Here is a 13,267-nt window from a genome sequence, read left to right as displayed (position 1 = left end):
AACCTTATACTTTCCGCCTCACTTTTGCTCCTTTACAAACTCTTCAATATCCTTAGCAAAATCCCTAACAACCTTTGGCACATAACCCTGCTTGCGAGCATCGTTACGAAGCTTTGCAATCATATCTGGAATATCAATATTGAGAGGACACATTACCTTGCACTTTCCGCAGCGCACACAAGTATAGGCAATTGGACTTGCTTTTTCCAAGCCCACGGTTGTGAAGGCATCCCATATCGCTCCTATGCCACCCATGTACTGCTGTCCAAAGAATCCCGCGGTTACGGCATAAATTGGACACTCATAGAGGCAGGTACCACAGCGCAAGCAGTACAATGCTTCATTGTATCCAGATTCGTGCATCTTCGTGCGACCATTATCTAGCAAAATTACATGCAACTCTTTAGGTCCATGAGCCCCGTAAGTTATGACCTTCTCAATATCTCCTGTTTTACTAGGGCCAGATATTAAGTTTACATAGGCAGGTACTGTGTAATTGGCATACCTCCATGTAACTTCCGTAACTTTAAACGCATCCTCTATGGTGGGCACGATTTTCTCGACACCCACTATAGCTATTTGAACGGGAGGAGCACCTATGCTAAGACGAGCATTACCCTCATTTTCAATGATAAACATCGTGCCAGTATCTGCAGCTAGGGCATTCGCCCCATTAATTCCAATATCTGCCTTGAAATACTTATCTCTCAGAAACTTACGCACAGTTTCAACCATTTTTGGTATATCCTGCTCATCTAAATCTTCTTCTATTATACCCTTCTCCTTCATAAACTTACTAAGCACTTTAGCTACATCCTCCCTAGGAACATTTATAGCAGGTGCAAGGATATGAGTGGGTCTAGTGCCCATAAGCTGAACAATGAACTCACCTAAATCAGTTTCATAAACTTCGTTTCCCAACTCCTCTAAGAATTCGCGAAGATGAATCTCCTCGCTGGTAAGACTCTTGCTCTTAACTATTAATTTTCCACTGCCAACAAGATCTTTGAATATCTGCAACGCCTCTTCCTTAGTTTTAGCATAGTAGCAATGCCCGTGATTTCTCTCAATACTCTCACATGCCTTCTTTATCAACTCATCCATATGCTCTATACTGTACTCTTTAATCTTGCGTACTTCTTTAGCAGTATCGATACTTTGAGGAAACATACCCAAGGCATTTCTGCGATTGTTCTCAAAAGCCTTAATTGCTCTGGATAAAGCAATACGAACTTTCTCGCTCTTCGCTCCATACTCAATGATCCTTTCTGTGTATTCTTTAACCACATCATCTATCATTTACTGCACCCCCTCCAGAGCCATATCTATGAGCATTGGATAAGCCATAGCTTTGATGTCAAATTCCCCATGCTTTATTCCCGCTTTGAAGGCATGGTATCCATTTCCACAGGTGGTAACAATGACATCCACTTCTCTCGGCAAAGCGTACTCCCGAATGACATTGCTAGCTACATAGGGCATTAATTCTGGCAGGGTAAAATCTAACCAGCCACCGGGACAAGCGGATATATCCCATGGCTTAAGCTCTCTCTCTTTCACATACAACTCAGGATGGTCAAAATTCACATACTTCAACTTGGGAATCTTCTCAAGTACCTTCCTTGGCTCCTCAGCAACACGCATCTTGCGCCCTAGAGTGCATCCATCATGCATTAGCACTGCCATATCAAGCTCTTTGAATTTTAACTTATCCAGATTCTTATATAAGAAGGTGGCAATATGCTCAATTGGCACTGGAAGTTCATAGCCCCTTTTAACGAGGAAACCCTCACGCTCTTTGCTCCATGCAGCATATGGTGCTGCATAAGCAGTGAGAATCATGTCTATGTCATATTTGCTTACCTTCTCTTCAATCTCTTTGACTGTTGCTTTTGCAAAATCATCAGTTAGGTTATCATAGCCCAAAAAACCTATAGCTTCTGCGCAGATAACCTTACTTTCATTGGGGACATACTCATGCCCCATCTTCTTGACTATTGAGGTCATTGAATCGCAGATTTCAGGTACGCCCAATCTATGGGAGGTATCCCAACCATGTAACATTATTCTCATTCTAAGCACCTCATTGTAATACAGGAAGATCTATCTTCCTGGCCAACACTCTCTTTCCCCTATAATCGGGAAGAAGGATAGGAGACCTTCTCGACAATGGCACGTTTATCTTCTTTACTTCTTCCGAGTATATCTTCACATGCCTCAAACTCAGCTTTCCAGGCTTACCAGAGTTACGAGCAACCTTTGCAGCAGAGATTCCTGCTCTCCTACCAAACACATTGTAATCCAAGAGCGAATTACCCATAAGGCGGTTCTTTCCATGCACTCCACCCTCAACTTCTCCACCTGCAAAGAATCTTGGATATGGCGTACCATCGCCCTTAAGGACCTGAGCATCCGCGTTGATTTCAACTCCTCCGTTCTGATAGTGCAGAGTTGGGAACACCAATATTGGATCCTTAGTCATATCTATTCCGAATCTCTTGTACATACGGTACATAGCATCTAAATTCTTTCTTATAGCCCCTTCTCCTTGCAATTCTTCAATCATAGGCGAGTCAAGCCATATTCCGCGCATTCCAGTAGGAGTTTGCACGCAGTTACCTTTGCCAAAGCATTCTCTAATGAACATTGCTGCCTCTACATCTCTGGGCTCTAGTGGGAATACAAATCTTTCGCCGTATTTATTCACGGGGGTAGCACCCATGGCCCTAACCTTTTCAGTTATGAGCAATCCTACAATCTGCTCAGGATAGGCAGCTCCGGTAGGATGGTACTGTACAGATTCCAAATCTCTCAATCTCGCCCCAGCGCGATAGGCCATAACCAAGCCATCCGCTGTAGCGCCATAGTGGTTAGTGGTTGGGAATCCCCTGATATGCAATCTACCCCAGCCACCTGTAGCTAGGACCGTTGCTTTAGCCCTCACAACATAGTACTCCTTGGTTTCCATATTCCAAAGTATAGCTCCTCCAATCTCTCCATCTTCCGTTGTTATTAACTCAACAGCAGGACTGAATTCTAAAACTGGTATTTCCCTGTTTCTCGCTTCATCTCTTATAACACGCATAATCTCCATTCCTGTATAATCTTTAGCAGAGTGTAATCTCTTTCTTGAGGTTCCGCCACCCCAGCGCTCAATGAAGTTACCTTTCTCATCCTTATCATACATCACTCCTAAGTCTTCATGCCATTTTATTATCTTTGGAGCATCTTCCGTAAGCGCCTTAACCAGCTCATGCTTGTTAGCAAAGTGACCTCCGCCGAGAACATCAAGGTAATGAATAATGGGCGAATCCCAAGGCCTATCCGCAGCCTGTATACCACCCTGAGCCATCATTGAATTGGCATCACCATGCCTCAACTTCGTTGCTATAAGTATGTTTTCAGCAGATATCCCTTCGTTGTTAGCCCAGAGAGCAGCTACAGTTCCAGCGCCGCCACCACCTATTATAAGGATATCAACATCATAATCGATATCGTTCAAATCAACCTCATCTGGATCTAAAGCAGGCCATGCCTCAAGAATGTCTGCAACTTCATTGGGCACTATCTCTCCTTTATTTACACCTACCTTCAGCTCCCTCTTTCCACCGGGGGCGTAATCTGGGTGAAACTTGTTTAGAACCTCTCTTCTTTCCTCTGCAGAGAGTGCTAGTTCCTTCTCCTTCTCCTTTTCCTTTATCCTTTGATCTCTAGTTTTCTCAACCATTTCAATACTTTCACGCATATATTCAGGGTATCCTCTAATAAGCTTCAGGGTCATTTTAATCCTCTCCTTTAATAAAATCCAAGGGATCTTCAATCAACTTCTCTTCCCTCTCCCTTCCTTCGTTGAGAATCTTGTAATACAGGGCCTTAATTGCCTCTGGATCTTCCCTCAACTTCTTGATATTCTCATAAGCTTTCTCATACATTCCACTATCGATCTCCTTGAGCCTTCTCTTTAGCCATGGACTCTTAGGCTGATAGTACTTGCCGTATAATCTCCTTGCTAGCTGGGCCATATGATAGTGCTGAATCTCGGCAGGACATCTCAATGTACACAAACCACACTGAATACAGTCAAAGCTCAGCTCAGCAACCTTGGCAATATCGCCACGGATACCATACTGGATATAGTACATAACATCCAGCTCTTGGGGGCAGGCCTTGGTACATGTGTTGCAGGATACACAGCGAGCAATTTCAGGATAATATTCCAAGAGTGTAGTTGGTCCTGGTTCAATCTCATCTATATTATATTTCGCCTTGTTTGCAGGCACAAAAGGAATCTGAGCAAGGTACATCTCGTCTTCTACTGTAGTCTGACAAGCCAAGGCAGTTCTAAACCTATACTCTCCCTTTTTCCTATAAACTGTTGCGCAGGCACCGCAGAATCCAGCACGACATCCAGAACTTCTAATAAAGCGATAACCTGCATATTCTAAGGCCTTCATTATAGTCAAACCTGCAGGAACCCTATACGGTTTTCCCATAACATATATAGTAACCCAGTGTTCCACTTCCTCAGGTGGTGAGGCCGCTTTCCTTATATCATCCATTATTTGCTTGCTATCCACATCCAATATCTCAACCTTCTTACCCATTACTCCTCACCCCCAAAGAGGCCTTCAAACTCATGCAATTCATCCTCACGGAATTCCATAACTGGAGGAAGATCATCATTAACGCCAGGTTTATAGTTAAACACTTTCTGGAGATCATTGCCAACTATTCCAAATAGCCTGTATAATGGAATATCCATAGGACATGCCTGCTGACAAAGACCACAACCAACGCAGGATGTACCCATGTGTATTAACCTTCCAATGTGGAAGAGAGATTTATCCGTGGGCAGTCTTATACCATCCTTATCATCGGCCCAGTTGTAAAACTTATTTGATTCATAATCGAAAACGCTGTGATCCTCGAAGAAACATTCTTTACAGAAGCATATTGGACACATATCTTTGCAGTTATGACAATTCAAGCAAGAAGATAAGAAATCTTCTAAACCTTTGCGACCTCCTGTAATGCGCTCCTCTTTTAACCATTTCTCCCTGTTCTCCCTGTGTATCTTGACCCACTGAGTATCATCCCTCTCTCCCTCCTGTATGCCCATATTTGCCAAGAACTCCTTGCCGTTCTCACTGAGAGAGAAAAACACAGGTTCATCGGTATTCACAATACCCAATCCTATGTCTCCAACTCCTTTAATTGGTGTAGGATACTCGCAAACTTTACAAGACTCGCGAATCTTGCTACTTATATTTCCATTCTTCATCTCTTCAATAAGCTTTTCTGAAGTCATGGGCTCATACTTGAAATTTCTAGCATGAACGGTGCCAGGGCAATCATAAGTCAAAACTATTATGTTCTCAGGATTTATCTGATTGAACTTAACGAGTTCCTTATAGGTTCTAGACTCACAAGGTCTTAAAATTGCAAGCAATTTCCTCTCAGATTTCTTCAATCTTGTAATTCTGCGAATCATATCAGCCCCACTCCACTGCATTACAGGAGCTATGGGCGTTAATTTATCAACATCTTCCTTCTTGGTTATTAAAGCATAACTGTACGAATCTTTTGTGGCAGAAGGAGCCATAACAGCTTCAATTAGACCCTTATCAAAAGCGTCCTTTATGAATTTTTTAAGCATTTCATTCTCATTCAATTTCTTCACCTCCAAGAGAATCAAGGTACTTGAAGTCCGAGGGGCCCCTCTTCTTTATATAATCTGTGTATTCATTCATAACCCTCGCAAACTTGGGACCCTCGCTTCCAGATATCCACTCTAGAAGAACCCTTGTATCATCAAATCCCAGAGATTTTAGAACGGTTTTCACTATTGCAACTCTCCTCCTTGCTTTGTAATTACCAGTTATGTAGTGGCAATCTCCAGGATGGCAACCACCGAGTATAGTGGCATCAGCACCCTCCTGTAAAGCCCTCACCAGATACACAGGGTCAACGGTCGAGGAGCACATCACCCTTATTGGTCTTATATTCGCTGGATAATGCAATCTAGAAGTACCTGCTAGATCCGCAGCTGCGGATGTACACCAGTTACAGAAGAATCCTACAATCACTGGTTCAAATTTTTCTTCACTCATTTTACTACCTCCTTTAACATTTTAAACACTCCATTTGGATTATACGGCATGACAACCGCAGCCCCGCTTGGGCATGCATTTGCACATGCAGCACAGCCCACGCAAAGCTCGGTTCTGACCTTGGCAATATGATCCTCCTCATCAATATACCTTGCGCCTGCAAAACAGGCATCTACGCATATTCCACATCCAGCGCATCTCCTGGGATTCGTCACGCTTACAAACTTTCCTGCTGGAGATGGCCTATCATTCATTAAATAAATAGCGCTTTGAGCTGCAAAACCTGCCTCTTCAACCTCTTCCTCAATGCTCATTGGCCTATGGGCAAGTCCAGCTACAAAAATTCCTCCAAAGGCATCTTCAAGAAGTGTAAACTGTATGCCAACACGCTCAACCCATTCCCTGGGCTCTTCAGCAAAGAACAAGAATCCCTCCTTATCTATCCTCATGCCCAGCATCTCTGCAATCTTCTTGTTAATCTCCCTTGGTTTCACATATGCTATCGGCTCTCCCTCACCACGCTTTGCCTCTGGGGGCTCAACATCAAGCAAGGAGTAGGATTTCATTAAATCATATGTTCCGGAGACACCTTTCCTCTTTGCATAAAGAGAGGCAAGAGATGAGTGGAGGGTATTCCCTTCCATACGGGAGGTTATATGCTCTCCTCCTTCTACAACATCTCCACCTGTGGCTATTATTAGCACTCCTGCCTTTATTTCTTCCTCTCCCGCCTTAAGTACGAAATTGCCGAGGTATCCATCAATACTCTCTACATCCTCCTTTATCCACTTGGCTCTCTTAAGAACCCTATCTTTAAGAGAATTGTACCAAGAGTTCAACTCATCATCGCTTATATGGAGAACATTACCCTTCACACCCGTAGCATTATGAGGTGTATCAAACTCTTTAGTTATGATATAAACGAGAGGAACTTTCTCAGCTAGATAATCTGCCGCAATTAGAGATGCAAGTCCTCCTCCTATTATGGCAACTCCCTTGGTTACGGCACTCGTTGGTATATCCACAAAATAACTTGCTTTAGATTTAGCCACTGCGCCATTGATCATTGCACTTGCTTTTCTATCATCTCCTCCAACCCTAGATACATATTCCCTGAGTTGTACAAGCTCTACATACGAGGGATGAATACCTGCCTGAGAAGCAACCATTTCTAACATAGCACCTCTCAAAGCAGGGCTACATGCAGCAAACACAACACGATTTATGCCCTTCTCTTTTATTTCTTTTACAATATCCTCTGGATGCAAGCAAAGATAATCTTTTTCTATGACATAATCTGCATCCACTTTTGGATTTAGATTTCCAAGAGCGCACCTGCACATGAACACTCCAACCTTTGGATTGAAATCATCACGGAGCCATTCAACTTCTTCTCTCTTCGGTGGCTCCTCTGGCGGTTTGAGATACTTCTCTGCCTGAGGCACTATTGCTGTGCCTTGGTATATGGCTTCGGCACTACCAACGGGCTTCACAAACTCACCAATGGCAAATATTCCATCTTTCGTGGTTTCAAATGTGAATGGCTTAGTAACTGCAAATCCATGCTCTGTCTCTAAACCAAGATTCTGAGCAAGATTCTTCCAATCCTCAGGTATCTTTTGACCAGGCATAACAACGAGCAAATCTATATTAACATCATTCACCACAAGATAATCGTCCTTCTCCTCTATGTTCAATTCATCTATAATATGCACATTTATTCCCTTTTCTATCGCTTTATCGTATAAAGCCATCTGATTATGGCCGTAAAGACGGACTTCTTTCATGAATATGTGAACATCCAAACTTGGGTCCATCTCCTTCATGTTCAATGCCTCTCGGAATACTATCACATGCTCCTCATAAGAGCCGAGGTATCCTTCAAATCCTGCGGGTATGAAAAATCCAAGAGATTCTGGAGTTTTGCCGTCTTCTCTCTTCAAGAACTGCTTTTCTACACCCTTACCCCTGAACATGAAGGCAAAATCTCTGAAAGGCATGGTGAACTTCTTATCCCCAACATATTTCTTTATATCCTCAGGCTCGTATTCTGGAGAGAGTATAACAGCATCCACTTTCTCCTCTTTCTCTTCTTCTTTAGGAATTTGAATGGCTTTTACTGGACACACATCCAAACACTCTTCTGCATTCTTGATTATTCTCATTCCTGGACCAAGGGGCATAGGAATGAACTTGACATCACATTTCTCATGGCATAAATCACAACCTATACATTTGAACTCATTTACACTCTGTGGCCTGTGCTTAAATCTCGCCTTAAAATTTCCAGGGCCTCCTTCCACCCCCAGTAACTCAGAGTTATGATAAACCTCTATATTTCCTGTCATATTTGCAACATTAAGCAAGATGCCTTTAGAATATCCATTTATTATGTCACGGGGATTCTGCCACTGCATCTGGGTAAATTTGTGCCATATAAACTCTCCACGATTTAGCAATATTACTTTGTGCCCTGCCCGAGCGAAATTGGCAGCAGCACGATAAGATGCAAGGCTGAGTCCATATATGAGTACCTTTCCCATTTAGAACACCTCCGCAAGCACATCCACAGCGCGAATAACTTGACCCTTCTTGAAATTCACAACTTGAATTGCAGTGGTTGGGCAGTTTGCGCTGCAAGCACCACATCCTTCGCACAGTGCTTCATTTACCATAGCAACATGCCTCACAGGATCTATAGTTATCGCGCCATAGGCGCACTGATCTTTACAGCGACCGCAGCCGGCACATATCTCAGTATCCACCCTTGCCAATAGTGGCTCCTTCTCCAATTCAGGCTTGGAAAGGAGAGCCATAGCCTTGGCGGCTGCACCACTTCCCTGAGACACGCTATCTGTAATATCCTTTATAAACTGGGCAGCACCGGCTATGAATACACCGCCCACTGGAGTCTCCAATGGCTTGAGTTTGAGATGAGTCTCTTTTAACCAGCCCCATTCATCGTAAGGAATACGCAATTTCTTTGCTAACTCTTTCACTCCTGATGAGCCTTTTGCAGCTGTTGCAAGAATAACCATATCAACATCAACTTCTATTATCCTTCCGGTAAGGGTATCAACCCCCTGTACCCTGTACTTATCTCCAACCTTGTACACCTTGGAAACTTTGCCACGAATGAAATTCACCCCGTACTCTTCCTTGGCACGATGATAGAATTCCTCATAGCCCTTTCCATTAGAGCGAATGTCAATGTAGAAATCATAAACTGCCACATCGGGCATAGCATGCTTAACCAGCATACCCTGCTTTATGGTGTACATACAGCATATCCTTGAGCAATAGGGCACGCCATTCTGGGGATCTCTTGAACCAACACAGTGCACCAACGCGATGCTCTTTGGAATCTTCCCATCGGATGGCCTCCTGGGAATTCCCTCAGTAGGCCCTGATGGAGCCAATAATCTTTCAAACTGCAGAGAAGTTATAACATCTGGATACTTCCCACCAAGTTCTGGAAACGCCTCTGCAGGCATAACCTCGTAGCCAGTGGCAACTATTATTGCTCCAACTTCCTCCTCAACATACCAATCTTGCATATGTAAATCAATTGCCTTTGCTTCGCAAACTTCTACGCATAGACCACACTTGGCACAACCACCGCACCCAAGACAGCGCTTTGCCTCATCTACAACATCCTCATCTGCATATCCAAGATTGAATTCTTTAAATGTGCTCTTTCTTTCCTCCATATCAAGCTTCTTTGTCTCATGCCTTGGAGCAGGATAAGCCAACTCCCTATATCCTTTCAAACTGGAGGACATTTCAATTTTAACTTCTTCCATATCCTCTCCTTCAAGATAATGTGCCACATTCTTCGCTGCCCATCTACCGTAAGCGGCTGCATGTACCCAGTCCCAAGCTCCTGTTACAGCATCTCCTGCAGCAAATACATTCTCTATAGATGTTTGCATAAATTTATTGGTCTTTATCCTATTCCTATCAACTTCAATACCCAACTTCTCCGCCCAAGAAGCATCTGGAAGTTCACCAACTGCAAGTACAACTACATCAGCATCCATCAACTCATACTCACCCGTGGGAATGGGCTTTCTTCTTCCACTGGCATCTTTCTCTCCGAGCTTCATCTTTTCAAGTTTTATCTTGCCATCCAAAATTTCAGCTGGCGATACGAGGAACTTGAACTTCACGCCCTCTTCCTCAGCATCCACAATCTCCTCAGGTATGGCAGGCATCTCTGTGCGAGTTCTCCTATATGCTATGGTAACATCAGCACCAAGCCTCAAAGCAGTGCGAGAAGCATCAACGGCGCTATTGCCTCCTCCAATAACCACAACTTTCTTACCTTTGAGATCAACTTCCTCTCCCAGATTTACCTTTCTCAAAAGTTCTAACGCATGCATTGCTTTCTCCTCGCCGGGAATGCCAAGGTGTCTCTCTTTATGAGTACCTATAGCTATTATAACGGCATCATGCTTCTTTCTTATCTCTTCAAAATTCTTCTCGTTAACTTCGTAATTTAATACGAATTCCACACCCGCATCAATTAATGGCTGAACCTCGTAATCTATAACCTCCTGAGGTAAGCGATATGGCGGGATTCCAACTGCAAGCATACCACCAACCACGGGCAATTTATCGTAAACGGTAACTTTATAGCCCATCTCTCTCAAGTCATGTGCAGCCATAAGACCCGCAGCACCTGCACCTATAACAGCCACACTCTTATCCTTCTCCTCCTTCACATGGAGAATGTACTTTCTCTTATTCTTCACCGCCCAATCTGCAACGAATCTCTTTATTTCTCTTATACCAACTGGTTTATCTATATCACCGCGAGAGCAGGCACTTTCACAAGGATGTGTACAAATTCTACCGGCTATGCCAGCAAATGGAAGTTTTTCCCAAACAACATCTATTGAGCGGTCAAATCTTCCAGCCTTGGCAGCGGCTACATAACCCTGGGCATCAAGATGCAGGGGGCAAGCAGCATTACAGGGTGGAACACCATTGTATGTAATTGTGTATTTGAAAGGTACAGCCTGATCAAAGGGTATGTGGGTAGCTTTACGAGTAGCCATTTTCAAATCAAAATCGCTAGGCAAAACTGTTGGACACACCTTTGCACACTCACCGCAACCTGTACACTTATCCCAGTCAATAAAAGGCGATTTTCTCTTTATCTTTACCTTGAAATTGCCCAGATAGCCCTCTATCTCTTCAACTTCACTATAAGTGTAAAGCTTGATATTTGGATGTCCTCCAACATCATTCATCTTAGGCGTGAGAATACACTGGGGACAATCCAAGGTCGGGAAGGTTTCACTCAATCTTATCATATTTCCCCCGAGAGATGGCTCTCTCTCAACCACAACGGTTTCAATTCCTGCATCCGCCAAATCAAGGGCTGCCTGCATTCCAGCAACTCCTCCACCGATGACTAGGGCCCTCTTCTTAACAGGAACCTCAAGGGGATGCAGAGATGCGTTGGCTTTCAACTTCTCTATAGTTGCATTAATAATTCTTATCGCCTTGCGAGTAGCAGCTTCAGGATTATCCTCATGAGGCCAAGCAGCCCACTCTCTAATATTTGCAATCTCCACACGATAGGGATTTAACCCAGCTCTGGCAGCTGCATTGCGCATTGTTCTTTCGTGCAAAGTGGGAGAACAGTTTGCAACAACAACACCATCTAAATTGTATTTCTTAATCGAATCTTCAATGAGTTTCTGACCAGGTTGAGAGCACATAAAAACATAAGTTGTTGAAAAAGCAACATCCTCTCTTTTTCCTATCTCCTCAGCAACGCGCTTAACATCTACAGTACCCGCAATGTTGCGACCGCAGTGGCATATAAATACACCAATTCTTTTCATAGCCATTTCTTAAGCACCTCCTCAGGGGATATATAATGTTTATCAAAATGAAGCACATCCTGCGATGTCAAGCCAAAGGCTATGGCCATTAGCTGGGTGAAATAAACAATTGGCATATACTCAAAGTCATTATGCTTATTCTTAGCGATCTCCTGCCTCTTATCAAGATTGAAGAAGCACAATGGGCAGGAGGTTGCTATAACATCTGCACCCATCTCCTTCGCAACACTTACCAACTTATATGTTCTCTCACTAACAATTTCCTTTTTGTCTACTGTATGGTAAGAGCCACAGCATTCATTCTTGAGAGGATAATCCACAACCTCCGCACCCAATATTTTCAAGAGATCCTCCAAAATATGAGGATCCTCCCTGTCATCTATGGCTATCTCTTCTGGACGAAGGAGTAAGCATCCATAATAAGGTGCAACCTTCAAGCCCTTCAGCGGCTTTTTAACCTTCTCTGCAATTTTATCAAAGCCCACATCATCCTTCAAAAATTGAAGATAATGGAGAACATTTATGTTTCCTTCATAATTGGCTTCCTCATCCATAAAAAGATCAAGAGTTTCTAACTTATCTCGATTTTTCATCACATCTATGTGCGCTCTCCTCAAATTGTTGTAACACATTGAGCAAACAGCAACCAAGCGATTATCGTCTATCTCTTTCCCATAATTCTGAGCCTTTATAAGATTGCGAACATTGGCAATTGTGAATTTAACACTATCCTGTGCAAGTCCATACACAGCGCCACAGCAAGTCCACCCAGGGAGTTCTATGAAATCGTATCCAAGAACTCTTGCACTTTCAACAGTGCTATCTTCCAAATTCTTTGCCACTCCCTTTAATGTACATCCCGGATAAAACATAATTTTCTTTCCCATTCTTTCACCTCAAGGCGTGAATTTTCTGAAATTACTCACCAGAGCGATTGGTGGCAATTCTTCACGATCCTCAACTTTGTATGGATCTACATAATCGTAATTCTTTCTAAGCTGCAACTCGCGAATCGCTTCCATCACAGCCGCCAAATCTAAGCCAACAGGGCAGCGAACTGTGCAGGTAAAACAGGCAGCACAGATCCAAGGCGTCTTTGCATTCAATAGGGTATCTACATCCCCTTCCTGCAGGAACATAAAAACTTGGTTGGGCAAGACATCCATAAACTCGGCCATTGGACAGCCAGATGAACACCGACCGCACTGATAGCAGGAGAAAATGTTTTCACCGCTTATTTCCATAACTTTCTGAACCAACTCGTTTTTATGAGGATCCTCCTTTATTGTGTATTTCATCATA

Annotated in this window: 10 protein-coding genes; all 10 read right to left on the bottom strand. The window is 43.3% G+C overall.

All coding sequences use genetic code 11. From position 1 onward, the window contains the following. Nucleotides 1-18: 18 nt before the first annotated feature. From ABOO_RS04975 to ABOO_RS04930, 10 genes are read right to left on the bottom strand one after another with little or no spacing between them, the layout of a single operon-like run. Nucleotides 19-1,299, bottom strand: a complete 1,281-nt coding sequence (locus tag ABOO_RS04975) for an LUD domain-containing protein (protein ID WP_012997285.1) — start codon at nucleotides 1,297-1,299, stop codon at nucleotides 19-21. Beyond that, nucleotides 1,300-2,073: a heterodisulfide reductase-related iron-sulfur binding cluster gene (locus ABOO_RS04970; RefSeq protein WP_012997284.1), complete on the bottom strand. Its 774-nt coding sequence runs from the start codon at nucleotides 2,071-2,073 to the stop codon at nucleotides 1,300-1,302. Between the two features lie 10 nt (nucleotides 2,074-2,083). Further along, nucleotides 2,084-3,781 (bottom strand): FAD-binding protein, encoded by a 1,698-nt coding sequence (locus ABOO_RS04965; RefSeq protein ID WP_012997283.1) that lies wholly within the window; start codon nucleotides 3,779-3,781, stop codon nucleotides 2,084-2,086. Between the two features lies 1 nt (nucleotide 3,782). After that, nucleotides 3,783-4,604, bottom strand: a complete 822-nt coding sequence (locus ABOO_RS04960) for a 4Fe-4S dicluster domain-containing protein (protein ID WP_012997282.1) — start codon at nucleotides 4,602-4,604, stop codon at nucleotides 3,783-3,785. Further along, nucleotides 4,604-5,680 (bottom strand): ferredoxin family protein, encoded by a 1,077-nt coding sequence (locus ABOO_RS04955; protein ID WP_394294951.1) that lies wholly within the window; start codon nucleotides 5,678-5,680, stop codon nucleotides 4,604-4,606. Before ABOO_RS04955 ends, ABOO_RS04960 begins: the two co-directional genes overlap by 1 nt. Continuing rightward, nucleotides 5,664-6,110 carry a hydrogenase iron-sulfur subunit gene (locus tag ABOO_RS04950; protein ID WP_008084198.1) on the bottom strand — a complete coding sequence of 149 codons (447 nt, stop codon included), beginning with the start codon at nucleotides 6,108-6,110 and terminating at the stop codon, nucleotides 5,664-5,666. The genes ABOO_RS04955 and ABOO_RS04950 overlap by 17 nt, the downstream gene beginning before the upstream one ends. After that, entirely contained in the window at nucleotides 6,107-8,653 is a 2,547-nt protein-coding gene (locus ABOO_RS04945; protein WP_012997280.1) for a 4Fe-4S dicluster domain-containing protein, read from the bottom strand. Before ABOO_RS04945 ends, ABOO_RS04950 begins: the two co-directional genes overlap by 4 nt. After that, nucleotides 8,654-11,971, bottom strand: a complete 3,318-nt coding sequence (locus ABOO_RS04940) for an FAD-dependent oxidoreductase (RefSeq protein ID WP_012997279.1) — start codon at nucleotides 11,969-11,971, stop codon at nucleotides 8,654-8,656. After that, nucleotides 11,962-12,852 (bottom strand): CoB--CoM heterodisulfide reductase iron-sulfur subunit B family protein, encoded by an 891-nt coding sequence (locus ABOO_RS04935; RefSeq protein WP_008084237.1) that lies wholly within the window; start codon nucleotides 12,850-12,852, stop codon nucleotides 11,962-11,964. The genes ABOO_RS04940 and ABOO_RS04935 overlap by 10 nt, the downstream gene beginning before the upstream one ends. A 9-nt stretch (nucleotides 12,853-12,861) precedes the next feature. Next, nucleotides 12,862-13,263, bottom strand: a complete 402-nt coding sequence (locus ABOO_RS04930) for a 4Fe-4S dicluster domain-containing protein (RefSeq protein ID WP_008084288.1) — start codon at nucleotides 13,261-13,263, stop codon at nucleotides 12,862-12,864. Nucleotides 13,264-13,267: the final 4 nt, after the last annotated feature.

Source organism: Aciduliprofundum boonei T469 (assembly GCF_000025665.1).
GTDB classification, from domain to species: Archaea; Thermoplasmatota; Thermoplasmata; order Thermoplasmatales; family Aciduliprofundaceae; genus Aciduliprofundum; species Aciduliprofundum boonei.
The sequence above is the reverse complement of the archived record's forward strand: the minus strand, read 5'-3'. Positions and strand labels throughout refer to the sequence as shown.

Bases quoted from the DNA above. Each gene is read 5' to 3' on its own strand.
- ABOO_RS04975 (WP_012997285.1), bottom strand. From the start codon at position 1,299: ATGATAGATGATGTGGTTAAAGAATACACAGAAAGGATCATTGAGTAT.
- ABOO_RS04970 (WP_012997284.1), bottom strand. From the start codon at position 2,073: ATGAGAATAATGTTACATGGTTGGGATACCTCCCATAGATTGGGCGTA.
- ABOO_RS04965 (WP_012997283.1), bottom strand. From the start codon at position 3,781: ATGACCCTGAAGCTTATTAGAGGATACCCTGAATATATGCGTGAAAGT.
- ABOO_RS04960 (WP_012997282.1), bottom strand. From the start codon at position 4,604: ATGGGTAAGAAGGTTGAGATATTGGATGTGGATAGCAAGCAAATAATG.
- ABOO_RS04950 (WP_008084198.1), bottom strand. From the start codon at position 6,110: ATGAGTGAAGAAAAATTTGAACCAGTGATTGTAGGATTCTTCTGTAAC.
- ABOO_RS04945 (WP_012997280.1), bottom strand. From the start codon at position 8,653: ATGGGAAAGGTACTCATATATGGACTCAGCCTTGCATCTTATCGTGCT.
- ABOO_RS04940 (WP_012997279.1), bottom strand. From the start codon at position 11,971: ATGGCTATGAAAAGAATTGGTGTATTTATATGCCACTGCGGTCGCAAC.
- ABOO_RS04935 (WP_008084237.1), bottom strand. From the start codon at position 12,852: ATGGGAAAGAAAATTATGTTTTATCCGGGATGTACATTAAAGGGAGTG.
- ABOO_RS04930 (WP_008084288.1), bottom strand. From the start codon at position 13,263: ATGAAATACACAATAAAGGAGGATCCTCATAAAAACGAGTTGGTTCAG.